General features: G+C 27.0%; 28 protein-coding genes, 1 riboswitch and 1 other annotated feature. Of the genes, 9 read left to right on the top strand and 19 right to left on the bottom strand.

What is annotated here, in order from left to right; genetic code table 11:
* Positions 1-49: 49 nt before the first annotated feature.
* On the bottom strand, positions 50-562 hold the full coding sequence (locus TEGL_RS09375; protein ID WP_278244905.1) for a peptidase dimerization domain-containing protein: 513 nt from the start codon (positions 560-562) through the stop codon (positions 50-52).
* A gap of 11 nt (positions 563-573) precedes the next feature.
* Positions 574-1,032: a M20/M25/M40 family metallo-hydrolase gene (locus TEGL_RS09370; protein WP_018591068.1), complete on the bottom strand. Its 459-nt coding sequence runs from the start codon at positions 1,030-1,032 to the stop codon at positions 574-576.
* A gap of 232 nt (positions 1,033-1,264) precedes the next feature.
* Here TEGL_RS09370 and TEGL_RS09365 point away from each other — a divergent pair, with 232 nt between their 5' ends.
* Both TEGL_RS09365 and typA read left to right on the top strand, forming a co-directional pair.
* Complete coding sequence (locus TEGL_RS09365; RefSeq protein WP_018591069.1) at positions 1,265-1,792, top strand: 2'-5' RNA ligase family protein; 528 nt, start codon at positions 1,265-1,267, stop codon at positions 1,790-1,792.
* Positions 1,793-1,972: 180 nt separating this feature from the next.
* Entirely contained in the window at positions 1,973-3,805 is a 1,833-nt protein-coding gene (gene typA, locus TEGL_RS09360; RefSeq protein ID WP_018591070.1) for a translational GTPase TypA, read from the top strand.
* A gap of 87 nt (positions 3,806-3,892) precedes the next feature.
* Here typA and TEGL_RS09355 read toward each other — a convergent pair whose 3' ends face one another.
* On the bottom strand, positions 3,893-4,090 hold the full coding sequence (locus TEGL_RS09355; protein WP_018591071.1) for a hypothetical protein: 198 nt from the start codon (positions 4,088-4,090) through the stop codon (positions 3,893-3,895).
* A gap of 572 nt (positions 4,091-4,662) precedes the next feature.
* Positions 4,663-4,888: a binding site (T-box leader), on the top strand.
* A 55-nt stretch (positions 4,889-4,943) separates the two neighbouring features.
* Here TEGL_RS09355 and thrC point away from each other — a divergent pair.
* From thrC to TEGL_RS09340, 3 genes are all read left to right on the top strand, one after another.
* Entirely contained in the window at positions 4,944-6,425 is a 1,482-nt protein-coding gene (gene thrC / locus TEGL_RS09350) for a threonine synthase (RefSeq protein ID WP_018591073.1), read from the top strand.
* An 8-nt stretch (positions 6,426-6,433) separates the two neighbouring features.
* Positions 6,434-7,330 (top strand): homoserine kinase, encoded by an 897-nt coding sequence (thrB, locus tag TEGL_RS09345; protein ID WP_018591074.1) that lies wholly within the window; start codon positions 6,434-6,436, stop codon positions 7,328-7,330.
* Positions 7,331-7,759: 429 nt separating this feature from the next.
* Positions 7,760-8,695: a magnesium transporter CorA family protein gene (locus TEGL_RS09340; RefSeq protein ID WP_018591075.1), complete on the top strand. Its 936-nt coding sequence runs from the start codon at positions 7,760-7,762 to the stop codon at positions 8,693-8,695.
* Positions 8,696-8,803: 108 nt separating this feature from the next.
* Here the strand turns inward: TEGL_RS09340 and TEGL_RS09335 are convergent, their stop codons facing one another.
* Positions 8,804-10,657 carry a tetratricopeptide repeat protein gene (locus tag TEGL_RS09335; RefSeq protein ID WP_018591076.1) on the bottom strand — a complete coding sequence of 618 codons (1,854 nt, stop codon included), beginning with the start codon at positions 10,655-10,657 and terminating at the stop codon, positions 8,804-8,806.
* Positions 10,658-10,906: 249 nt separating this feature from the next.
* Between TEGL_RS09335 and TEGL_RS09330 the strand changes: the two genes are divergently transcribed.
* Complete coding sequence (locus TEGL_RS09330; RefSeq protein WP_018591077.1) at positions 10,907-11,059, top strand: hypothetical protein; 153 nt, start codon at positions 10,907-10,909, stop codon at positions 11,057-11,059.
* Between the two features lie 66 nt (positions 11,060-11,125).
* On the opposite strand, the gene TEGL_RS09325 is transcribed toward TEGL_RS09330, so the two are convergent.
* A complete protein-coding gene (locus TEGL_RS09325; protein WP_018591078.1) occupies positions 11,126-12,148 on the bottom strand; it encodes a TDT family transporter in 1,023 nt (340 codons plus the stop codon).
* A 219-nt stretch (positions 12,149-12,367) separates the two neighbouring features.
* Positions 12,368-13,528: a ComEC/Rec2 family competence protein gene (locus TEGL_RS09320; protein ID WP_018591079.1), complete on the bottom strand. Its 1,161-nt coding sequence runs from the start codon at positions 13,526-13,528 to the stop codon at positions 12,368-12,370.
* A 214-nt stretch (positions 13,529-13,742) separates the two neighbouring features.
* Here TEGL_RS09320 and TEGL_RS09315 point away from each other — a divergent pair, with 214 nt between their 5' ends.
* Together TEGL_RS09315 and TEGL_RS09310 are read left to right on the top strand one after the other, a co-directional pair.
* On the top strand, positions 13,743-14,603 hold the full coding sequence (locus TEGL_RS09315) for a YitT family protein (RefSeq protein ID WP_018591080.1): 861 nt from the start codon (positions 13,743-13,745) through the stop codon (positions 14,601-14,603).
* Positions 14,604-14,683: 80 nt separating this feature from the next.
* Positions 14,684-14,986: a hypothetical protein gene (locus TEGL_RS09310; protein WP_018591081.1), complete on the top strand. Its 303-nt coding sequence runs from the start codon at positions 14,684-14,686 to the stop codon at positions 14,984-14,986.
* 26 nt (positions 14,987-15,012) lie between these two features.
* Here the strand turns inward: TEGL_RS09310 and TEGL_RS09305 are convergent, their stop codons facing one another.
* The 12 genes from TEGL_RS09305 to TEGL_RS19800 all read right to left on the bottom strand — a co-directional run bounded on the left by TEGL_RS09305 (position 15,013) and on the right by TEGL_RS19800 (position 21,951).
* Complete coding sequence (locus TEGL_RS09305; protein WP_026255114.1) at positions 15,013-15,237, bottom strand: hypothetical protein; 225 nt, start codon at positions 15,235-15,237, stop codon at positions 15,013-15,015.
* A gap of 23 nt (positions 15,238-15,260) precedes the next feature.
* The gene (locus TEGL_RS09300) at positions 15,261-15,842 is read right to left on the bottom strand and encodes a TetR/AcrR family transcriptional regulator (protein WP_018591083.1); all 582 of its coding nucleotides are present in this window, start codon (positions 15,840-15,842) and stop codon (positions 15,261-15,263) included.
* A gap of 98 nt (positions 15,843-15,940) precedes the next feature.
* On the bottom strand, positions 15,941-16,573 hold the full coding sequence (gene thiE, locus TEGL_RS09295) for a thiamine phosphate synthase (RefSeq protein ID WP_018591084.1): 633 nt from the start codon (positions 16,571-16,573) through the stop codon (positions 15,941-15,943).
* A gap of 10 nt (positions 16,574-16,583) precedes the next feature.
* Positions 16,584-17,201, bottom strand: a complete 618-nt coding sequence (thiT, locus tag TEGL_RS09290) for an energy-coupled thiamine transporter ThiT (protein WP_018591085.1) — start codon at positions 17,199-17,201, stop codon at positions 16,584-16,586.
* Positions 17,201-17,863 carry a thiaminase II gene (tenA, locus tag TEGL_RS09285; protein WP_018591086.1) on the bottom strand — a complete coding sequence of 221 codons (663 nt, stop codon included), beginning with the start codon at positions 17,861-17,863 and terminating at the stop codon, positions 17,201-17,203. The genes thiT and tenA overlap by 1 nt, the downstream gene beginning before the upstream one ends.
* 16 nt (positions 17,864-17,879) lie before the next feature.
* Positions 17,880-18,683, bottom strand: a complete 804-nt coding sequence (thiM, locus tag TEGL_RS09280) for a hydroxyethylthiazole kinase (RefSeq protein WP_018591087.1) — start codon at positions 18,681-18,683, stop codon at positions 17,880-17,882.
* 15 nt (positions 18,684-18,698) lie between these two features.
* Positions 18,699-19,493, bottom strand: a complete 795-nt coding sequence (gene thiD, locus TEGL_RS09275) for a bifunctional hydroxymethylpyrimidine kinase/phosphomethylpyrimidine kinase (RefSeq protein WP_018591088.1) — start codon at positions 19,491-19,493, stop codon at positions 18,699-18,701.
* A gap of 106 nt (positions 19,494-19,599) precedes the next feature.
* Positions 19,600-19,694: riboswitch (TPP riboswitch) on the bottom strand.
* A 38-nt stretch (positions 19,695-19,732) separates the two neighbouring features.
* The gene (locus TEGL_RS09270) at positions 19,733-20,038 is read right to left on the bottom strand and encodes a GIY-YIG nuclease family protein (RefSeq protein WP_018591089.1); all 306 of its coding nucleotides are present in this window, start codon (positions 20,036-20,038) and stop codon (positions 19,733-19,735) included.
* A 110-nt stretch (positions 20,039-20,148) separates the two neighbouring features.
* Positions 20,149-20,337: a ferredoxin gene (locus TEGL_RS09265; RefSeq protein WP_018591090.1), complete on the bottom strand. Its 189-nt coding sequence runs from the start codon at positions 20,335-20,337 to the stop codon at positions 20,149-20,151.
* 83 nt (positions 20,338-20,420) lie between these two features.
* Positions 20,421-20,936 (bottom strand): flavodoxin domain-containing protein, encoded by a 516-nt coding sequence (locus TEGL_RS09260; protein ID WP_018591091.1) that lies wholly within the window; start codon positions 20,934-20,936, stop codon positions 20,421-20,423.
* 61 nt (positions 20,937-20,997) lie between these two features.
* Positions 20,998-21,606: an NUDIX hydrolase gene (locus tag TEGL_RS09255; protein WP_018591092.1), complete on the bottom strand. Its 609-nt coding sequence runs from the start codon at positions 21,604-21,606 to the stop codon at positions 20,998-21,000.
* A gap of 267 nt (positions 21,607-21,873) precedes the next feature.
* Positions 21,874-21,951: a hypothetical protein gene (locus TEGL_RS19800; protein ID WP_278245127.1), complete on the bottom strand. Its 78-nt coding sequence runs from the start codon at positions 21,949-21,951 to the stop codon at positions 21,874-21,876.
* A gap of 457 nt (positions 21,952-22,408) precedes the next feature.
* Between TEGL_RS19800 and TEGL_RS09250 the strand changes: the two genes are divergently transcribed.
* Positions 22,409-22,636 carry a hypothetical protein gene (locus tag TEGL_RS09250; RefSeq protein ID WP_018591093.1) on the top strand — a complete coding sequence of 76 codons (228 nt, stop codon included), beginning with the start codon at positions 22,409-22,411 and terminating at the stop codon, positions 22,634-22,636.
* 93 nt (positions 22,637-22,729) lie between these two features.
* Here TEGL_RS09250 and TEGL_RS09245 read toward each other — a convergent pair whose 3' ends face one another.
* A complete protein-coding gene (locus TEGL_RS09245; RefSeq protein WP_018591094.1) occupies positions 22,730-23,452 on the bottom strand; it encodes an EcsC family protein in 723 nt (240 codons plus the stop codon).
* Positions 23,453-23,582 lie beyond the last annotated feature (130 nt).

The raw sequence follows: 23,582 nt of genomic DNA, 5'->3' as shown, positions 1-23,582 counted from the left end.
TATAATACATATGTGAATTTATGATGAAATTTTTATTCAATAATATGCTTTATTTTATATTGTTTTCTACTAGGTATTTGTTGTATTCATTGATGATATTGTAGAAAAACTCGATTCCAATCTTTAAGTCTTCTAAAGTCATAAATTCATTGATACCATGAATAACCTTTCTATCTTCACTATTACATCTAAAAGGACAGAATTTGTATATATTATCACTTAAATTATCAAAGTATATAGAATCTGTTCCACCTACCATAATAAATGGAACTACTTCAGATACATTTTCATAAGCTAACTTAATACTTTTGCTTATTAAATCAAATTTATCATCAACTTTAGAAAACTTTGAAGAATTTCTAGTAATTAGTAGTTCCAATTGAAATTCTTCTCCAATAACATTTTTAATATGAGATAATAAATCTTCTAAAGTATTCCCTGACAATAACTTAAAATTAACTATTATAAAAGCACAGTTTGGGAAAATATTAGTAGCTTCAGCTCCCTTTGCCATTGTAAGTGACGTTGTAGTTCTTACTAATGCATTTGATTTTGTTCTAATTTACAAGCTGCTTAACATATTTTTCCAAGTGCAGTGCTACCTGGTGGCATAGAAGAATGTTCGCCTTGTGAACTATAAGAAATTTTTATATCTGCATATCCCTTTTCACAAGTACCTACTAAAGCGATTTCTTCTTTCAGTCCTAATATACCATCTGATATCATTCCACCTTCATCAATTATCATAGCAAATCTTATGTTTTTTTCTTTCAAATAATCTGCAACATATTTTGCACCATTTCTTCCCCCTACTTCTTCATCAAATCCTAGTGAAAAATATATATCAAAATCAACTTCCTCATTTTCATTTAACATATATTCTGTCCCTTCAAATATGGAAATTAACTGACTTTTCATATCTTTAGCTCCACGACCCCAAACTATATTGTTTTCTATTATTCCACCAAAAGGTTCATGTTTCCATTTATTAAATATCTCTTTAGCTACAGGAACTACATCCATGTGAGCCATAAAAATCACTCCAAATTTGTGTCATTATCCAATGTAAGTACCATAACTTTATTTTAATTATACATATAAAAATAATTAAAAAGTTAATAATCATTGAAATATTTAAAATTTTCTTTTTTTTCCAATGGCCCAGAACATAGTTGTATTTTCGTTTTACTTTTTATCTTTAAATATCTGTATAATCTTTACAAAATCTTATATTATAATAATAAAAAGTTCTGGAGGTATGAAATTGAGATATGTAATTGTTAGTGTTGTAAAAGGAGATGGTGGAGATTTTAATAATAACCTAAGAAAAGAAGTGTATGAAATATTTAAAGCAAAATCTTCAAAATTACCAGCACATTTTACTATTAAGTCTCCTTTTGAAGAAGAAAACATTAAAGAGGTTGAAGAAGTCTTGAAAACTTTTGTGAAAGATAATTATAAATCTAGTTACACTTTAAATGGATATGATCACTTTGATGACAGAGTAATTTTTATGAAAGTCAATATGAGTGATGAGGGTAAAAAACTACATGATAAATTAATTGATAAACTAAGTGAAATTAATTATATTAGCTTCACTGAAAAAGACGGAAAAAATAAAATTTTTCATGTAACTGTAAGTTCTAAAAAAATCAAAAAAATATATACGGATTTATGGAATTATGTAAATGAATTTCCTTTTAAATTCCACTGTGAATTTGATAATATTTGCATATATAAATGGGAAGATAACACTTGGAAGCTACATAAAGAATACCTTTTTAAAATATAATAATTTATCTATTATACATATTTTCATAAATATATAATAATTATTATTTAATTATGATTTTCTTTTTCGAATTAAGTTAATACTAATAATGATGTAAGAATTTGACTTTAATTTATTTTACTTTTTTACTGTGGTATGATATACTATAAAAGTTATTTTTTAGAAAGGAAAATTAAATAAATGACAACAAAACATAAAATTATCAATATAGCTGTTATTGCCCACGTTGATGCTGGAAAATCAACTTTAGTTGATGCTTTCTTATCTCAAAGTGGTGTGTTTAGAGCCAACGAAGTAGTTAAAGACTGTGTAATGGATAGTAACGACCTTGAAGCAGAGAGAGGTATAACAATATATTCTAAAAACTGTTCTATAAACTATAAAGATTATAAAATAAATATAGTAGATACGCCAGGACATAGTGACTTCTCTTCTGAAGTTGAACGTGTTATTAAAACTGTTGATACTGTTGTATTACTAGTTGATGCATCTGAAGGACCAATGCCTCAAACTAGATTCGTGTTACAAAAATCTTTAGAATTAGGTTTAAGACCAATACTATTTATAAACAAGATAGATAAGTCAGATCAAAGAGCTGAAGAAGTTGTTGATGAAGTATTCGATTTATTCGTAGACTTAAATGCAACTGATGAACAATGTGAATTCCCTATCATATATGGTATAGCTAAACAAGGTATAGCTAAGAGAGAAATGGATGATGATTCTACAGATTTATCTCCTTTATTCGAAACTATAGTTGAACATGCTTCAGCTTACCCAAATTATGATGATAAACACCTTCAATTACAAATATCTGCACTTGCATATGATAACTTTGTAGGAAGACTTGGAATCGGTAGAGTTTACAAAGGAACTGTAAAAAGCGGAGAACAAGTTTCTGTTTGTAAAGCAGGAGAAGTTGTAACTAGAGGAAAAATATCTAAACTTTCTGTTTATGAAGGACTAAAGCAAATTGACGTTGATGAAGCTCACTCAGGAGACATCGTAGTAATAGCAGGTATACCTGATATATCTATAGGTGAAACAATTTGTGAAGTTGGACATCACTTACCAATGGAAATGATACATATAGAAGAACCTACTCTTTCTATGAACTTCTTGGTTAATGATTCTCCATTTGCTGGTAAGAGCGGTAAATTTGTTACTACAAGACACTTAAAAGACAGATTAGACAAAGAATTAGAAGTTAATGTTGGTTTAAAAGTTGAACCTATGGATACAACTGACGGATATAGAGTATCTGGTAGAGGTGAACTTCACTTATCTATACTACTTGAAAACATGAGACGTGAAGGTTATGAAATAGGTGTTTCTAAACCAGAAGTTTTAATGCACAGAGATGAAAACGGAAAATTAGTAGAACCAATTGAAAAAGTTATAATAAACTGTCCAGAAGTTTACTCTGGTACTGTAATAAACAAAATGAACTTAAGAAAAGGTATGATGGAAGCTATGTCTATAGAAGGAGATTTCGTTAAAATAGAATTCTCTGCTCCAACTCGTGGACTTTTAGGATATAGATCTGAATTTATAAATGATACTCGTGGTGAAGGTAATATGGTTCGTTCATTTGCTAGATACGAGGATTACAAAGGCGAAATACCATCAAGAGCTAATGGTGTGTTAATATCTCAAACTAACGGTTCTACTATGGCTTACGGATTAGCTGCTTTAAGTGAAAGAGCTACTATGTTCGTAGATCCAGGTGTAGATGTATACGAAGGTATGATAATAGGTATGAACTCTAGAAAAGATGATATGATAGTTAACCCAACTAAAAATAAAAAGTTAACTAACGTTCGTGCTTCTGGTTCAGATGATGCCATAAAGTTAAATGCTGCAAGAACATTTACTCTTGAAGAAGCATTAGAGTTTATAGATGATGATGAATTAGTTGAAGTAACTCCAGATTCTATAAGACTTAGAAAGAAATATTTAAATGAGCATGAAAGACTTCAATACAATAAAAGAAGAAGATCTTCAGGACAATAATAAATAAAAAACAGAGATTATATTTAATCTCTGTTTTTTTATTTCAGCTATTTCCCTTATACATAGGAAATTCACAAAAAAATATAACTATTTACATTGTTCAAAAAACTCCTCTTCAGTTTTTGTCATAACATAAACTCCATTAATTCTACCAAAAAAGTGTGTTTTTTCCCTTCTACAGGCACTTACACATCCTATCTTTACATTCTCTTCACCGATTGTTTTTTTCAATTTATCAACATCAATATTTGAACAAAAAGGGCATACTCTCACTAACTTATTCATTTTTATTCTCCTTATTATATATTTTATATAACATTAATACCCCTGTGTCTAATTTCAAAACTTTTTAATTTAATCATACATTTTCTATTATTTATTTTTCAAATAAGTAAAATATATTGTAACCCATAATACTAAAAAAAGATTGATTAAAAATCAATCTTTTTACATATATTTAAATAGATAAAACTATTTTATTCTTTTATGCTCAGAGTTATTCTTCTATTAAACTTAACTCTGATAAGTATGATAAAAATGATAATCCAAGCATTATTACTACTAATACTGCTGTTATAAGTACAATTGCCATATTAATTCCTCCTTTTGTTAATATTATAATACCCCAATATGAATAATTTATGAATTTAATAGGAATTCTAATTCTTCTTATATTATTTTATACAAAATACTAGTTAATTTCTCTTAAGAATAATAATATAATACCATATTTTCACTTTGTAAAGAGTTAAGACTTTGTAACATTCTAATATAAATAGAATCTTTTTCCATATTTTTTTGTAATTTTTCTTGACATTCTTAAATACTTTAGTTAGAATTTATAATAAATTTAATATAAATAAGCTGTGATTAGGAAGAGTAAATTTTAATCGGTTACCAGAGAGGGAAATTCATCGGCTGAAAGATTTCCTTAATTAGAAATATTGAAAACTACCTAGGAGCTTCATTCTGAAGTTATCTTTTGATTTTAGTAAGAATAGACGATTTACATACGTTATATGTAACAAGTGGATTTTTTAATCAATTCGGGTGGAACCGCGGGAATATACTCTCGTCCCTTTTTTAGGGATGAGAGTTTTTTTATTGCAAAAAACATAATTTATGAGGAGGTACAAATATGCACTTTATAAGTACAAGAGGATGTAGTGAAAAAATAAAGGGATCAAAAGCTATAGTAAACGGACTTTGCTCAGATGGTGGATTATATGTGCCAACAGAGTTTCCCAACTTAGCAGGTAAATTTAATAAATTTATTGGGCTTACCTATAAAGAACTATGCTTAGAAATTTTAAAACTATTTTTAGATGACTTTACCGAAGAAGAATTAAAGTCATGTATTAATAATGCTTATAATGATAAATTTGACACAAAACTAATTGCACCTACTAAAAAAATTAATAATCATTATTTTTTAGAATTATATCACGGACCTACATGTGCATTTAAAGATATGGCTTTGACACTAATGCCACATCTTCTAGAAAAATCACTTAAAAAAAATAACATTAAAGAAGACTTAGTTATTTTAACTGCAACATCAGGTGATACAGGTAAGGCTGCTTTGGAAGGTTTCAAAGACTTGGATAAAATTAAAATAATTGTTTTTTTCCCAGAGGATGGTGTAAGTAATATACAAAAACTTCAAATGAGAACTCAAGAAGGAAATAATACTTATGTAGTTTCAATAAATGGCAATTTTGATGATGCCCAATCTGGAGTAAAAAATATTTTTAGTGATGAAGAATTCAGTAAATTATTATTAAAAAATAATTATATACTATCTTCTGCAAACTCTATAAATATTGGTCGATTATTACCTCAAGTTGTTTATTATTTTTATTCTTACTTAAATTTGGTAAGAGATAAACAGATTAAGTTAGGTGATCAAATAAATTTCGTAGTACCTACAGGTAATTTTGGCAATATTTTAGCAGCTTATTACGCTAAGCTTATGGGATTGCCCGTCAATAAATTAATTTGTGCTTCCAATGAAAATAATGTACTTTATGACTTTTTTGAAACTGGCAAATATGACAAGAATAGAATTCTTCATCTAACAACATCTCCTTCTATGGATATATTAATATCTAGCAATTTAGAACGACTTTTATTTGAAATTACTAACCGAGATTGTAGTAGGGTTAATTCTCTAATATACAACTTAAATAATAAAGGTTTTTATGAAATAGATAAAAATATGAAACTAAACTTAAATACATTCCATGGAGAATATGCAACGCAATCTGAAGTCAAAGAAAATATTAATAAAGTCTTCAAGGAAAATAATTATTTAATAGATACACACACATGTGTGGCTTATACTGCCTATGAAAAATACAGAAAAAACAATTTTGAGGATATAGCTACTGTAATAGTTTCTACTGCAAACCCTTATAAATTCAGCAAAGACGTATTATCTTCTTTAGATAAAAATATTGAAAATCTAGATGAGTTTAATATTTTAGATAGTCTTAGTTTAGAAACTAATACAAATATTCCATTACCGATAAAAAATTTAAAAAACGCTAAAATTTTACACAATAGAAATTGCGAGAAGTATGAATTAAAGAAAGAAATCAAAAATATTTTAAAGGTGTAGGTGATAATATGTTAGAAGTAATAGTTCCAGCTACTAGTGCAAATATTGGTCCAGGATACGATTGCCTCGGAGTAGCTTTAAATTTATATAATAAATTTTATTTTGAAGAAATAGACGAAGGTATTATAATCGAGGAAAAAGAGAAAGAATATATTAATGAAGATAATATGGTATACAAATCAATGCAATATTTTTTTAAAAAAATTAAACCTAGTATTATCCCAAAAGGTATTAAAATAAAAATTGCAGACGAAATACCTATATGTAGAGGTCTAGGAAGTAGCGCAACATGTATTATAGCAGGACTTGTGGGGGCCAATTATCTTAGCAAATCAAATTTAAATAAAGAGGAAATATTAAAATTAGCAACAGAAATTGAAGGTCACCCTGATAACGTTGCTCCTGCTCTATATGGAAATATGATCGTATCATTTGTGGAAAAAGGAAAAATATACTACGATACTATCAAAGTCCCTAAACAATTAAGGTTTTGCGCTCTTATTCCCAATTTTAAGCTTTCAACAGAAAAAGCAAGATCTGTACTGCCAAAAATAATAGATCATAATGATGGTGTTTTTAATGTTTCAAGAGCAACTCTTTTAGTTACAGCTTTTATGAATAATAATCTAGAGTTACTAAAAGTAGCATGTAAAGATAAATTTCATCAAGAATATAGAAGTCCTTTGATAAATGACTATGATAAAATTGTTAGTCATTCAAATAAATTAAATTGCTTAGGCACATTTTTAAGCGGTGCAGGCCCAACTATAATGTCCCTAACTTCTGATGATGATAAAAATTTTTTACCTGAGATGAAATCCTATTTAGAAACTTTAGAAAACAAATGGCAAATTAAAGATTTACATTGTGATTTTGAAGGTACAGTTATAAATATAATAGAATAGTTAATCTTAATATGTAATTTAAAGGCCTACACACTTTTGTGTATACCTTCATCCATTAAAAGATATAATTTTTAAGATTATATCTTTTTCTATCTGAGCAAATTTATTTTGTCAAATAATAAATTTTTATAAAAAGGATTTTATATTTTTTTTAAAAGGTTTATAATATAAGATAGTTCTATTATTTTTAATCATAATTTTTTTCAAGTATTGATTTATTTTAAGAAAATTATTAATATATAATAGATGTTTCAATAATAAAGGAGAGTGATGAAAAATGGACAGTATTCCGATACTCTTGTTTCGGACTGTAAGACTTTTTAATCACTTAATAATATCTATTTATGACTAATTCCCTTTTTATATATTGGTCTTTTAATAGATATCATTAAGTGCCAATATATAAAACTGAATAAAGGATGTGTTGCCATGATAAGATATTACAAAACAATTGAGACAAAACTAGAAAAACTTAACGACTTTGAAGAAGGTTGTTGGATAAATCTTGTTGAACCAAGTCATGAAGAAATAAGATATATTTCAGATAGATTTGATATAGATATTGATAGTATCAATGCGGCTCTTGATGAAGAGGAACGTTCAAGAATTGACGTTGAGGATAATCATACATTAATTTTAATAGATATTCCCATAGACGAGTCTGACTCTGACTCTGCTCACTACTCTACTATTCCTCTTGGAATAATATTAACTAGTAATTCAATAATTACTGTATGTACTGCTCAGAGTAAGATTTTAAATGACTTTATTGCTGGTCATATTAAGGAGTTTTATACTTATAAGAAGCCTCGTTTCATACTTCAAATTTTGCACAAAAATGCTACTTATTATCTATTATATCTTAGAAGAATTAATAGAATGACAATAGCAATAGAACGTGAAATACACAAGTCTATGAAAAACAAAGAACTTGTTCAATTATTAGAACTAGAAAAATCCTTAGTGTATTTTTCTACATCGTTAAAAGCAATTGAACTAGTTTTAAACAAGATGCTTCGTACCTCTACAATAAAAAAGTATTCTGAAGATGAGGATTTATTGGAAGATGTTATTATAGAAAACAGACAGGCACTTGAAATGGCATCTATTTATGGCGATATTCTTAGTAGAATCATGGATGCTTTTAGTGCTATTGTTAATAATAATCAAAATAATGTAATGCAACTATTAACCGTTGTAACTCTAATTTTATCAATACCTACAATGATTTCAGGATATTTTGGTATGAACGTAGAGGATCTCCCATTTTCAAATGATCCAAATGGATTTTGGATAATACTATTTATCTCAGCAATTATTTGTTTAATATTATCAATACTATTATCTAAAAACAAGCTACTGTAAATGTACTTTTAGTATTGATTTTTTAACTTAATATATAAAAGTGTTTAATAATTTATTTGTAATATAAAAAGGTGCTTATATGGATTTTCATTTAAGCACCTTTTATTTTTAATATTCTATTTTCATTTCATACTCAATATCTTCAAATTCATTTTCTAGGTTTTCATTTACTTCTAAAATATACTGAGGTATATATTCTTCTTCATCTTCATCCAATACCTCTTGGAAGGCTGCAATCAGTCTTTTATTTTTATCTACATCTAGCTCTAAAAGTTCATTATAAATTTTTTCACTATTTCCATAATCGCCTTCACTTAATTCTTTAAATATACTTTTACTTTTTTCATAATATAAATATGCTAGCATATATTCACAATTTTTGTCTTCTTTTCTTAAACCTTCCATAAAGTATTTTTCACTTTCATCTATTTCTCCTAACTTAAGAGAAAGCTGACCTAAATTGTAAATTGATTCAACACATTCTTGTTCTTTAGACTTTTCATACCAATATTTTGCATTCGTATAATCATTGTAATAATTTTCATAGATTAAACCTAGCATATTTTGAGAGTATATATTATTTTCATTTGCACTTATGTCAAACATATTCTTTGCTTCTTCATAATTTCCTTCATTATAATATATTCTTCCTAAATGAATACGGCTATTTAAATGATTATTTTCAACGGCAAAAATGAAATATTTTTTAGCTTCTTCATAATCTTCTAACTCCTCATATATTAATCCTAAAGAATAAGCAGAATAAATATCATTGTTTTCAAATGCTTTTTGATACCAAACTATAGCCTCATCAATATTATCAATTCTTCTAAAAATATCCCCCAGTTTTATTTGACAAGATATAAGAGTAGAATTTCGTTGATAATAGGAAATAGCTTTTTCTATATCTCCAATTTGATCATACAAATCACCAATATTCTCTATTGCTATTTTGCATCCATCTACTATTGCTTCATCATAGTTTTTTATAGCTTTATCGTAGTTTTTCTCCTCAAAATATAGTCCAGCCAAGTTATTTTTAGCTTCTACCATATCATTAGATGCCAAGTCATAATACATCTTAGCTCTTTCGATTTCATTTTCTCTATTGCATAAATTAGCTAATCTAAATTTACACAAAGGATTGTCATGCTCGATACCTTTTTCGTAATACTCAATTGCATCATCTCTTTTATCTTGTCTATCATATAGGTACCCTAGTCTATACTGCGATTTAGCAAATTCACTTTTACAGCTTTTCAAATAGTACCTTTCGGATTCACTTTCATCCTTATTTATTTCCATTATTAATCCCATATTATAACATCCCTTTGCATGAGCTGAACGATATAATTGCTTATACATAGAGATAGCATTCTTTTCATTATCGTTTTTTCTATGTAAAACAGCTAAATTATATTTACAATCATCGGAAAGTAACACGGATCCTTTCTTAAAGTATTCTATAGCTTCTTCTTCTTTCTCTAAATGAAGATACAAAATACCTAAATTGAAGCATGCACTACCTAAATTATCATCTACCGCTATTTTTAACCATTTTTCACTTCTTGAATAATCACCTAGTTTATAATGAACTACCCCAAGGTTATTTTGTGCCTTTACATTTCCTTCCATTGCAACTTTTTCATACCAATATAATGCATACTCATATCCTTCTAGGTCATAATACATATTACCTAAATCATAAGCAGCATTCTCATGGCCATTTTTAAATGCCATAGAAAACCATCTTTCTGCTTCATGGTATTGCTTTTTGTTTAAAAATATCTTCCCTAATGAATATTGTGATTTGACATTTCCTTCTTCTGCTGAGACTTTGTATGATTCAATTGCTTCATCTACTTTTCCCATCTTTTCTAAGATAACAGCCTTTTTATGTGTCAAGCCAGATTCTTTAGGCAAATCTTTAATTTTTCCAAAAGAAAATTTTGAACTCATCATCTTTCTTACTCCTATTTATTTTAATATAATAATTCCAATAATAAATATTATATTACATTGTGTGTACTTCATGAATAATTTTTCAAAATTGTAATAAAGATGTAATTTTATGTTTGCATTATCCATCTATTATATTATTTTTATAATTAGTTTTATTATGCAAAAAATGAAAAACTTGATTAATTAGTAAAAAAAATATATTATATATACATTGACAATATAATATTCTATATTACAGGAGGAATTCATATGGATTTAAATTTATTATTAAAAATTTGTCTTTTAGTAGTTGTCATAGGAATTGGTTTTAAACTATTAAAAGTTTTCACATCTATGATTTTTAAAGTAGCATTATTTGTTTTAGTATGTTTATTAGTGTTTAAATTTTTCAACCTATTTTAACTATAAAACCTCTTAAAACTTATTTTTATAAATTAAGTCTTAAGAGGTTTATTTGAATAGTTATTATTACATTTCATTAACATTATTTTCATAAATAGCTTTGCCAATTATTTTTTCTTCATTTTCGATGAATTTTCCTACCTTAGAGTTTATTGCTTTAATAAACATATTTATAAAGTTTAATAAAACGAAGAAAACTACATAAGTCGCAATAAATATTTCCACATTGCCTAAAGCACTAAATACATGTCCTAAACTTGCATGTCCTGTTGATACAAAGAAAGTTGATAATTTATAAGCTGCTAAAGTTGCAATTGCCAAAGGGAATGTAAATGCTGCATAAGATGGTTTAAAACCATCTTTAAATAGTTTAATAATATATCCATAAACAACACCTAAAAGTATTAATCCTGTTACAATTAACCATATTAACATATACATGTTTGGTTGTGACTCTATTGCTAATATACCAACTATACCTAATGGCGCTGGTGAACAAATAATACCTACAGTAGGAAGTTTTTTATCATCTAGTATTTCACTTTTAAATACGATATATAAAACTACTGGTAATAATATTGTATAGAAAGTAAATCCAAACATTAACATAAAGTGAGCTATAGAAGGTATTATTCCACCCATTCCAACACTGGCAACACTTCCTGTTATCATGCCTGTATATATAATAAAGCACGTAGGCATTATATTGCTAAAGTCTCTTTCTTTAATTCTTATTATTGTATAGTAAATTGCTATAGAGTAATGATAGATAGCTGCCCCTAACCATAAATACGAACAAAGTCTTGGTGCATGAGAATAAAAATAAGCTGATACTAACCAGGCTACCATACCAAATGTAGGATAAAATGTTCCCATAACTGGGTCTCTAAGTTCTTTTAACATTGTTTTAGGAAATTTAATAAACCTAATTAACATCAAAGACAACATTATTACTGCTAATATTATTGATAATGGTTTTAAATAATTTATATCCTTTATTAACCAACAGTTACTCAGTGTTATAAATGCTAAACAAGTACCACTAATTCCTATGTGTAAATTTTCTAATTTATCTAAATACTGATTCATTTAATCACCTCTACATATATTTTATTTACACTTTATTTAATTGCCGGCTTTAAGTATGTAAATTATTATACCACCATTATATTAAAAATAAATAAAGTATCAGCATTTTATGCATTTGACTTTTTCATGCTAACCATAAACTTTCCTTATGATTTATTACATTTATAATATAAAAATATTATAAATGTATTTTTCTATTGCATCTTATAAGACATATTATTAACGACCATAATTGTAACTTCCTTTCACACAATTAACTATTAAGCCATTTCCAGTTGATTTAAATAAAATATTACCACATTCATCACTTCTATGAACTTCTATGTTTTCTTTTTTTAAAGTCTGCATAGTTTCTTTATTAGGATGACCATATCTATTGTTTTTTCCAACAGTTATTACTGCATATTGGGGATTAATTTTTTTTATAAAATCAATATCAGAACTAGTATTGGAACCATGATGACCTATTTTAATTAAATCAACTTCTTTTACATCTATAATCCTTTCAATATCTGTACCAGCATCCCCCATAAGTAACATTTTATCATTTCCATTTAAATATTCTAAAACTATTGAATTATCATTAGGATTATTTAAATTTGCGGCAGATAATACCTTAAATTTTGATGTTCCTAAATAAAACTCTGCACCCAATAAAGGCACACTAGGATATAAATTTTTACTAGACATTGCATTAATAAAGTCTGAATAAGTTTTTGTATTAGCATCACCATTACTCACATAAACAGTTTCTACAGGTATTGAATTAATTACGGCATCTAATCCTCCTATATGATCAGCATCTGGATGTGTAGCTATAACATACTTTAGTTCTTTAACACCTATATCTTTTAAATAGTTAACAACAGTACCTTCATCATCATTGTCTCCCCCATCAATAAGAGCTGCTTCTCCACCTTGTCTAATAAGTATGGCATCTGAATTTCCCGTATTTATAAAATGTAGTTGGCCTTCATAAACATTAGATATTACATCCCCGTCTTTTTCTTTACTTAATTTTTTTTCTTTTTTATTAGTGGTTAAAGAAATTTTGTTGATTGTTTCCGATAATAATTGCGAATCAGCTATTGCTTCATTTATATTGGGTGTTGAGGTTATGAAAACACACAAAGTAATTAAATAACATATTAAAGTATGTAGAAATATTTCTTTTTTCTTTTTGTTTTTTATTTTTTTAATAAAAGCTTTAAAATTACAAACTAATGATGGTGTCATCAAAAGAAGTAAATAAAGCGATATATCACTTATATCTTTGGATGTTCCTAAAAGAAAAAGCAATGTAGTTAAAAAATAATATATACTAGCTTTCTTTTTCTTCTTAGAATTATTGCTCCTAAATCCTGCAATGTACTTTTTCATATTATTTCTCCCCTTAAATTTTATACTTAAATATCATTATAACTGAAAATCTTAAGTATTTTTATAAATTTTTGTAAATTTAATAGCATAATATGCATCTTATATTTTTTGCACTTATTTGTATTTTCAGAATAAAGTTAATATTACATATTATTTCAAACCATTAGTAAAATTCTATTTTACTTGTTATAATAGACCTTATGGAGGGATATAAATGAAAAATAATTTAAAAAATATGATTACAGAAGTTTTAGGTATGATAGTGGGATGTATACTACTAAGTTGTGGTATAAACATATTCTTAAGTCCTCATACTATTGCTCCAGGTGGCCTAAGCGGTCTATCTGTAGTTTTAAGTAAAGTTAGCGGTTTATCTGTGTCGACAATAATGTTAATTTTAGGTATACCTCTAATAGTGTTTTCAATTAAGATTTTAGGGAAAAAAGATGCTATAAAAACTTTATTCGGAATGTTACTACTATCTGGATGTATAGAAATAACATCTTCATTTTCTCAAATTTCAGTAACAAATGATGTTTTACTATCAGCAATAACAGGAGGTATACTTAACGGTCTTGGACTTGGAATTATATTTAGAGTTGATGGTTCCACTGGGGGAACAGATTTAATAGCCTTAATGGTTAACAGAGCAATACCAAGCATTCCAATATCAAAATGCTTAGTATTTATAGACGGACTTGTTGTACTATCATCTGGTATAGTTAATAAAAACTTAGAAACAGCTTTATATTCTGCAATTAGTTTATATGTTATAGTAAAAATGGTAGACTTTATTGTTGCGGGATTTGATTATTCTAAGAGTTTTATGATAATAACAAATGAAGAGGAAGCTCTAAAAAACGCTATTGTAAATGATATGAATAGAGGCATAACAATTCTTGAGGGAAAAGGTGGTTATACTGATAGTAATAAAAGTGTACTAATAGTTGTTGTAAATAAAAATCAAGAAGTTCATCTAAAAAAATTAATTAAAAAAGTTGACAAAAATGCTTTTATTATAGTTAGTGATGTACACGAAGTATTCGGGGAAGGATTTTCTCCTATAAGTGCGTAAATTTATACTAATATAAAACTTGAAATTTCTTAGCAATATATTATAATTATATTTACTTTATTAAAAAGAGGTATAAACTAATGAATATAAAAATAGCTGCAATATGTGATAATGAATTAAGTGGGAAGCTTCTTAAAGAAGCAGGATCTAAATTTGGAATAATTGTAAATTATGAAATCCAAAATGAAAAAGGTATAATAAATAAATTATCTAAAAATATTATACAAAATTCAAATATAGTATTATTTATAACTGAAAAAGAAATTGAACAAGTTGAAGAAATAGAAAGATTTATAGATCGTGAATACTATGAAGTATTACCTCAATTTGTTATAGAAAATCCTGAAAATGTAATTTCAGAAATAACTTTAGATTTAAATTAAAAGAGAGAGAATAAATTCTCTCTCTTTTAATTTATTTTATTTAGGTCAATATATGCCTCAATTTGAGGAATATAAATCATGTTGTCCTTTATATGGGTATTTCCAAACTCCTTTAACTCATTTCCATCTTTATCTTTAGTAATTTTATATTTTACAACTTCACTATTAGGGTTTATTTCAGCATGAAAATACATGCTTTCATATTGCTTAAATTTAAAATTAAAGTTTTCTCTAGTGAGTTTAATATTAATATTGCTCATATTTACCATCCTTGTTAATCTATTCTAATGTCTTTTAAAAACATTTCTAAAAGTTCAATACCATAAGAAGATAAAGGATAATTTCCTTCACAAATGCACCAATCGTATAAAACTGCTCTTTCCTGTATAGCATAAATTTTAGCTAACTCCCAAAATGATTTATCATTTCTTATTTGATTTCTACTTTGACCTTCACTTATTATTTGTTGCAAAACTTTATAATATACTCTTTGTTGATCAAGTAAATGCTTTTTGCCTTTCTTAACAATTTGTGATGAATATAAAATAGACAATAATTCTACTGGTACACTTTCTTCTATAAATCGAAATAAATGTTTACTAGTTGCTATAAGCTTATCGAAACTATTCATATCCTCATTTAGATTACCCATTATTTTTGTGTATTCTTCGTCAAATATATCTGATAATGTATTCAATAAATCATCCTTTGCGCTAAAGTAATGATAGAAGTTTCCTTTTGATATGCCACATTCATTTATTATTTGATCCACTGTCGTTGCTTCATATCCCTGTTCATAAAATAATTTCCATGCAACAGAAGATATTCTGTTTTTTGTTGAATTTAATTGATCCATTTACTTTCCCCTTTATAACTTATTGCTAAAACATATATCCTTTTTCAAGTTCATTATAACATAAAGAAATGACCTATTTCTAGGTCATTTCCATATATCTATATTTTATCATTCCATAGTTTCACTCTAGAGTCTATATCTGTTGCTGCTAATATGCCTGAAACAAGAGCATATCCATCTGGATTAAATGATTTTAGCTCATGTACATTTTTCAGGCTTATCCCCCCAATTAAAACAAATGGCAGATTAACTTTTTTTATTATTTCATTTAGAGTATTAAAAGAAACATTTTTAGCATCTAATTTTGTACTTGTTGAAAACATTGAGCCAATACCTAAATAATCAGCTCCATCTTTTTTAGCTTGTTCAGCCTCTTCAACAGTTCTAGCTGATACTCCTATAATTTTATTCTCACCAATTAATCTTCTTACAGATACAGCATCTATATCACTTTGACCAACATGAACGCCATCAGCATCCACTAACAAAGCAATATCTATTCTGTCATTAACAATAAATGAAACATTATATTTTTTAGTAAGTTCTCTAAGCTTTATTGCTTTTTCTAAAAACTTCTTACCATCGGCATCTTTTTCTCTAAGTTGCACCATGGTAACTCCAGCTTTAATAGCATCTTCAATGCATTTATAAAAATCTCTTCCTTTTAACAAACCTGAATCTGTTACTAAATATAATTTAAGTGATTTTTTTAACTTATTCTTATCTACCATAATAATCTCCTTAACTTACCTTATTTAGTGTAGTTATATTAGCCATTTTCATAATTTTTCCTATAGGAATTATTGTTATAACTAAAGAACTTAAAAATGCCTCTATTCCTTCTCCTGTTAAATTATATACTAAAGAATAGGCTAAAGGACTCCAACCATCAGGTGCATATTCATAAAAATATACACAACCTGATATTACATGCACTGTGACTTTAAGTACTACTGCTATTAAACATCCTAAGAATATTTTACTTCTCTTTTGTGAACCACATATTCCACTTAAACCTAATAACATTGTTGGAAGTATGTAGTCTAATAAAAATTGAGCTGGATGGACTATAAATAGCTCTCCACCTATTAAAGTTATTACTCCTGACACTAAACCACAAGTCATACCTATTGTTGGTCCATATAAAACACCAACTAATAGTATAGGTAAGGATGCAAGTAAATTAAATCCTCCACCTTGAGGATATTGAACAAATTGTATTTTTAATAAAACAAAGTGAACACCTGCAAACAAAGCTATTATCACCATTGTTTTTGTATTTAATTTAAAGTCCTTAAGTTTAGATATATAATATATTACAGGTATTAAACATAAACCTAATATAAATGTATTTATCATTACCTCATCTCCTTGTAAGCCATATCCCAAAATGCCATTTCATATAAGCTACCTTTTATAAAAATATCTTTTAGTTTTTCTCTTTTATTATCGTCTATATTTTTACAAAGTTCGTTTGCCAAATCTATATTTTCATTGGCACACATTCTATATTCTTCACAAGAATATGACTCTATCCATGCAGCGTAATAATTATTTTCTAAATTGTCCTTATATATTTCTTTCATTTCTTTAGCTATATAATAATAACTCCACGCACATGGAAGTACTGCTATTATTAAATCTTGAATATCTCCTGTTAATGCTATGCTTTTCATAAAATTAGTATAGTTTTCATTTTCCCATTTTATATTATGTCTTTGAAGTGTTTTAATATCTTCACCTAGCTCTTTTAAATAAGCTATATGTGTAGCACTTTCATCTTCCATAATTCCATTTACACTATCTTTAAAAAACTTCATATGCTTTACGTCATTGCTTTTTATAAATCCCATGGAATAAACTTTAGCATAGTCTAGAAGATATAAATAATCTTGAACTAAATAGTCTCTAAATTTTTCTTTGTCTAAAGTTCCTTCTCCCATTTCTACTATAAAAGGATGTTTTAAATATTCATCCCATATTTTCTTACTTTCATTAAATAAATAATCTGATAATAACATAGCGTCCCCCTTTCTGCTATAATGAAAATTTAAGTTGTGCTAACTCAATTTTTCCATATTTATTGCAAGTATCTTCATTCAAAATAAACATTTCATCAAATAGTCTTGTTTTAAAGCTTCCTATTGATGGATTTTCTCTATTAGCTAACTCTCCACAAAGAGACATTACTAAAGTTCCCATTACTGCAGCATCTATTTTCTCTTCTGCACATGGTAAAAAACTTCCTATTAAAGATGTACTCATACAACCTGTACCTGTTATAAATTTAAGTTTTGGTGTTCCATTACTTATTTTATAAATTTTATCTCCATCACTGATTACATCAGTCTTTCCTGAAGCAACAACAACGCACTCAAGTTTTTTAGCCACCTCTTTAACAATAAATGATGCATCACTTCCATCATCAAAAGAATCTACACCTTTCCCTTTAACATCTAATCCACCTATAAACTGAATTTCCGATATATTGCCTCTTATTACATCAAATTTAACTTCATTTAATAATTTATTAGTTAAATCGGTTCTTGCCTTTGTAGCAAATACTCCTACTGGATCTAATATAACTGGCTTATTGTACTTATTTGCAGTTTTTCCAGCTAATACATATAAATCTAGTAGTTCACTATTCATAGTTCCAATATTAATAACTACACTGCTAGAAACTTTAACTATGTCATCCACTTCTTCATAAGAAAAACTCATTAGTGGACTTGCCCCTATAGCTAGTGTTGTATTAGCACAATCTGTTATAGTAACATTATTTGTATAGTGTAATACAAGTGGATTTATTTCCTTAACTTTTTTTAATAATTTATACATAATATCCCCCTATGTTTAATCAAATTTATAAAAATGATGTACCGGTCCTACTCCTTGACCTATATCAAAGCTATGCTTTATGGCTTCTGTAATATATTCTTTACTAAGTTTTACTGATTCTTTGATGTCATATCCTAATGCTAAGTGAGATGTAATAGCAGAAGATATAGTACACCCAGTTCCATGAGTATTTTTCTTATTAATTCTTTCGCATTTATAAACCTCAAAAGTGTCTTCTCCCATTAATACATCTACACAATCTCCATCTAAATGACCACCTTTCATAAGCACAAATTTAGATCCTAGATCAAGAATTGCTTTACCTACTTTTTTCATATCTTCAACTGTATTTATTTTTATATTGCTTATTTCCTCAGCTTCAGGAATATTTGGTGTTACTATATATGCCTTAGGTATAAGATATTTAATTAAATTATCTTTAGCTTCTGGTTTAAGAAGTGAATATCCACTTTTAGAGATCATAACCGGATCCACAACTAAATATTTACAAGGATATTTTTCTAATGATTCAACTATATCTTTAATTATTTCTGGAGAAGATACCATCCCTACCTTTATTGCTTTTGGTTGTATATCTTCACATACAGCTTTTATTTGTTCCTTAATTATTTTTGAGCTAAGTTCTTCTACATAAAAAACCCCTTGTGTATTTTGAGCTGTAATAGCTGTAATTACACTCATTCCATAGGTTCCTATAGCTGAAAATGTTTTTAAGTCTGCTTGTATTCCTGCCCCTCCAGATGAGTCTGAGCCTGCAATTGTTAAAGTTGGTATTTTGTAATTTTTCATATCTTTACTCCCTCTATTTTCAATGTTATATAATTTCTGAGCATAAAAAAATGCTATACCCGTAGGCATAGCATAATATAAACAAATTTAAAACCCTTGTATGGTTATAAAATTCATGGTGCTTTCCTACGCTGGCATTATCCAGATCAGGTACAAGGGTTGGTATAAACCTCTCAGCCAATGGCGCCCCTAGCAATTTATTTACTTTCAACTTCATTATAATACTTTTATAAAAATTGTCAACTTTTATTTATTTTTCCTATTCTTATTGAAAATTTATCTTTAACTTCATCTATAAACAATTCCGGATTATTTATTATCCATATTTTTTTAGATTTGCTTAATTTTTTAATATAATATTCTAATTTCATAGCTTGGCTTTTATTATCAATTTCAAAAAATATCTCTAATTTATCAAAACCATTAGCTCTAGTGTATTTAGAATTAATACCTTGCTTATGTTCTTCCATACGCCTTATTATATCTGTAGTATAACCTGTATATAGAGTATTATTTTTGCATTTAATTATATATGTATAGCACATAAATCTCCCCCAGTATTTTTATACTTTTTATTATACCCTATAAGCACTGTAGAAAACAAAATTTTTAACTAAAAAAGAGTTATCAAAATTTGATAACTCTTAAATAAGTACTATTCAACTTTTATTGCATCTACTGGACAGCTTTCTTCTGCATCCTTAGCATCATCTTCTGAACCTGATGGAACAGTATCCACTATTACATGAGATAAACCATCATCACCCATTTCAAATACTTCTGGACATACAGATGGACAAACACCACATCCTATACATAAGTCTTTATCTACATATGCTTTCATTTCTTACCTCCAAATATAAATTTCAATATCGTATATATTATTATCAGTTTATAATAAAATAATACATTAGACTGTATGTATTTCTAGTATGTTTTGTCTAAAACATAATTAATTATTGGCATTATAGTTCGTTTATTACTTCTATCAATACACCTATATTTTTCTAATTTTATCATTTCAAAAGATTGATTTTTATTTATGCTCTTTTTGAATTTTGTTTTATCTATTCTTGTTAAATCATTAAAATCAATACAACCTTGCAAGAAAAAGAACTTCATTTGTTTTTTAATTTCTTCATCTTCAAAATTATGTTCAACTATATCTTCCCTACTTTGCATATTCATACTAACACAAAATAAAACTATATTTTTATTTTTCAAAATCTGATACTTTTCTTCTATATAGTCTGCCAAACATATTTTAGAATTATATATGGGGCTACCAAATATAATTGTTTTATATTTTAATAAATCCCATCTTCCAACGTCAGATATTTCGTACAAATCTGCATTTAGTTTTATGGCTAACCATCCAGCATATTTCATAGTACATCCATATTTAGTTTTATACACAATGGCTATTTTTTTATCATAAGGCACAATAATCCCTCCATATTTTTATATATTAAAAATATGGAGGGATTATGAATTCTTTAATGAATTATAAAAACATTTTTTCTCCTAAAATTGAAAATGACTGTAAAGCCAAATAGACTCTAATATCTAAAGAAGTATGATTATTTTTTATTATTTCTTTTGCTTCTTCCTTTGAAACTAAAACTGCTTCGATATCTTCATCATCTTCTAAAAACTCACTGCTTATCTCACCTTCACATATACAATAAACAAAGGCTGCAGATTCATCTGTCATTCCTGGTGATAAATATACTTGGTTACAACTAAGATCTTTATTTATTTCGATTACATCTAAACCTGTCTCTTCCTTTAACTCTCTTATTACAGCACTTTCAAAATTTTCATCATCACTATCTACAAGTCCTGCTGGCAGCTCATAAATATATTTATTTATTGGAACCCTAAATTCTTTTATTACAACTAACTTTTCACTTTCTTTATGATATGCACATATTATTACTGCATCTACTTTATCCTTTTTATTTTGAAGATAAATGCCTTCTAATACTTCTTTTTTCTTTCTTGATGCAACTGTCCAATTTTTCTCTTCGTTATTTTTATTTAAATATTTAACATTATATAAACTTATAAATTTTGTTTCTACCAATGATGTAATATTTTTTATTCTGTTCATATTTACCTCCTATTAAATAAATCAAAAATTTATTTCTTTATTTTTTTATATTTTTATTAAAATAGTATTCTTCAACTCTTTTAATATTATAATTTCGTAAGTTGTATCTTCATTTTTCAACTTATTCAAATCACCCATATTTTATATAGATAATGGCAACCCTAAATTACTTTTTCTATAAGTTCCTTATTTAATAAATTTATTAACCCTTTGGATCTAGAACTGCTGTAGGTTCGTCCATTATTAGTATTAATGGCTTCATAGCTATTATTGTTGCAATGGCATCAAACTTACACAAAGTCGTAACAACAACGTTGATTTTCCTGCTCCATTAGAGCCTACTATATCTAAAGAATCTCCTTTATCTAAACTAATATTAATATTGTTTAAAGCTTGAAATTTATCTGTATAAATAAAGCATAAATTATCAAACTAATATCATTCATTATCTTCCCCCATTACCAATTAACCTAAGAATAATGGTATATTTACATATTTAAAAACAATAAAAAATATAATACAAAAATCAATGTAAATAAAATCATTTTTTGAATCTTTCATTTTCCCCAGATATGTACTCTCATGAAAACCTTCTATGGATCATTGCATTATAAACATCCCCTATTTATAAATAGTTTAATTTAATTATACTATAATCATTCTATTTTTTAGCCATTACTATCAATTTATTTATTCCAAATAGATTCTTTAATTCATTTTTTCTTTTATAGTGAATATATTGTCAGAAAAATTTAATAATATTACTATATCTACATTTTATTACTTAAAAGGAGTGAAAATAATGGATAATAATAATTCATATAATAATTTTTTACAAAAACCTGTTGAAGTAAATACTTATTTAAGTTCAGTTCCTATAGTTGGAGAAATAGTTGATTCTGACGATAATTCAATTACTATAGCACCAACATTATCAAATTCAGGTTCTGACTATCATAAAAGTAATTATGACAAGGAAAATACTTATTATTTACCTAATAACTCAATTATTTCACTTAAAGAAATTTAAATAATTGCTATATAATCAAATCGTCAAACATCGTTTAACAACACTATGTTTGACGATTTTTACTTAAACTTATACAAGTTTTTATTATATTACTTACTTAAATTCTTCTAATCTCATACGATAAGAATTTATTGCTACATCTCCTAATTTATCAAGCAACTTTCCATTAACATAGAAGCCCACAGCTGCACCTATAACAGGCATTAATTGAAGCAACTTAGCCAAGTCTAAATAATCTCTATATTCTTGTTGAAATGATTTCCAGTCAAAATCATTAATATTCCCTGGTAAATTATATGAATACTCATCCCATTTTTCCATTTTATTATAAACATCCTTACTATAACTTTGAGAGGAAAAAGCTAACTGAATAATGTTAAGTATATATAATCGCTCTTTGTAATCTCTCACATCAAACCCATAAATTGCAGCAATATCATATAATAATTTCACCTTTATACTAAGTAGTAATGGAAAATCTGTCAATCCTAATATAAAACCTCCTGCTCCTGTAGCAAGACCTTCTGCCATAGCAGTTTTTTTATAGAAATCTATTTTACTTTTAACAATTTTTTCTCTCTCTTCTATGGAAATATGATTAAGAGGATCTTTAGTAATATACTTATATCCAAATAATACTGTTTTTACCATGGTTTTAACTGCATTAGTTAATATTTCATGGTATTTTCGGGGCAACATACTATTAAACTTTTTTTGCGTTTTTGATGCTATCTTATTTATTAAGGATACCTTCTTTTTCATTTCTCTTTTCCATAGTTTATGTTGAACTTTTGCATCAATCATATAATCATCCATATAAACCTCCTTATTTAAAACATATAATAATTTTATTCTTAATACGTCTTATTTATATATGTAATATATATTTCCCAAGAAATACATATATATTTTTTTATATCTCAACTTATTTATTAAAAATATAAAG

Origin of the sequence: Terrisporobacter glycolicus ATCC 14880 = DSM 1288 (genome assembly GCF_036812735.1) — a bacterium.
Taxonomy (GTDB): Bacteria; Bacillota; Clostridia; order Peptostreptococcales; family Peptostreptococcaceae; genus Terrisporobacter; species Terrisporobacter glycolicus.
Note: the sequence above shows the minus strand (reverse complement) of the source record. Positions and strands in the feature narration are given on the sequence as shown.

Excerpts from the sequence above, each read along its gene's own strand:
- thiE (WP_018591084.1), bottom strand. The coding sequence starts at position 16,573 with ATGGTAGATAAGAATAAGTTAAAAAAATCACTTAAATTATATTTAGTA.
- TEGL_RS09310 (WP_018591081.1), top strand. The coding sequence starts at position 14,684 with ATGAATATAAAAATAGCTGCAATATGTGATAATGAATTAAGTGGGAAG.
- thiT (WP_018591085.1), bottom strand. The coding sequence starts at position 17,201 with ATGATAAATACATTTATATTAGGTTTATGTTTAATACCTGTAATATAT.
- TEGL_RS09320 (WP_018591079.1), bottom strand. The coding sequence starts at position 13,528 with ATGAAAAAGTACATTGCAGGATTTAGGAGCAATAATTCTAAGAAGAAA.
- TEGL_RS09300 (WP_018591083.1), bottom strand. The coding sequence starts at position 15,842 with ATGGATCAATTAAATTCAACAAAAAACAGAATATCTTCTGTTGCATGG.
- TEGL_RS09370 (WP_018591068.1), bottom strand. The coding sequence starts at position 1,032 with ATGGCTCACATGGATGTAGTTCCTGTAGCTAAAGAGATATTTAATAAA.
- TEGL_RS09315 (WP_018591080.1), top strand. The coding sequence starts at position 13,743 with ATGAAAAATAATTTAAAAAATATGATTACAGAAGTTTTAGGTATGATA.
- TEGL_RS09330 (WP_018591077.1), top strand. The coding sequence starts at position 10,907 with ATGGATTTAAATTTATTATTAAAAATTTGTCTTTTAGTAGTTGTCATA.
- TEGL_RS09255 (WP_018591092.1), bottom strand. The coding sequence starts at position 21,606 with ATGAACAGAATAAAAAATATTACATCATTGGTAGAAACAAAATTTATA.
- TEGL_RS09245 (WP_018591094.1), bottom strand. The coding sequence starts at position 23,452 with ATGGATGATTATATGATTGATGCAAAAGTTCAACATAAACTATGGAAA.
- thrB (WP_018591074.1), top strand. The coding sequence starts at position 6,434 with ATGTTAGAAGTAATAGTTCCAGCTACTAGTGCAAATATTGGTCCAGGA.
- thrC (WP_018591073.1), top strand. The coding sequence starts at position 4,944 with ATGCACTTTATAAGTACAAGAGGATGTAGTGAAAAAATAAAGGGATCA.
- TEGL_RS09325 (WP_018591078.1), bottom strand. The coding sequence starts at position 12,148 with ATGAATCAGTATTTAGATAAATTAGAAAATTTACACATAGGAATTAGT.
- TEGL_RS09250 (WP_018591093.1), top strand. The coding sequence starts at position 22,409 with ATGGATAATAATAATTCATATAATAATTTTTTACAAAAACCTGTTGAA.
- thiD (WP_018591088.1), bottom strand. The coding sequence starts at position 19,493 with ATGAAAAATTACAAAATACCAACTTTAACAATTGCAGGCTCAGACTCA.
- thiM (WP_018591087.1), bottom strand. The coding sequence starts at position 18,683 with ATGTATAAATTATTAAAAAAAGTTAAGGAAATAAATCCACTTGTATTA.
- TEGL_RS09355 (WP_018591071.1), bottom strand. The coding sequence starts at position 4,090 with ATGAATAAGTTAGTGAGAGTATGCCCTTTTTGTTCAAATATTGATGTT.
- TEGL_RS09340 (WP_018591075.1), top strand. The coding sequence starts at position 7,760 with ATGATAAGATATTACAAAACAATTGAGACAAAACTAGAAAAACTTAAC.
- tenA (WP_018591086.1), bottom strand. The coding sequence starts at position 17,863 with ATGTTATTATCAGATTATTTATTTAATGAAAGTAAGAAAATATGGGAT.
- TEGL_RS09335 (WP_018591076.1), bottom strand. The coding sequence starts at position 10,657 with ATGATGAGTTCAAAATTTTCTTTTGGAAAAATTAAAGATTTGCCTAAA.
- TEGL_RS09270 (WP_018591089.1), bottom strand. The coding sequence starts at position 20,038 with ATGTGCTATACATATATAATTAAATGCAAAAATAATACTCTATATACA.
- TEGL_RS09265 (WP_018591090.1), bottom strand. The coding sequence starts at position 20,337 with ATGAAAGCATATGTAGATAAAGACTTATGTATAGGATGTGGTGTTTGT.
- typA (WP_018591070.1), top strand. The coding sequence starts at position 1,973 with ATGACAACAAAACATAAAATTATCAATATAGCTGTTATTGCCCACGTT.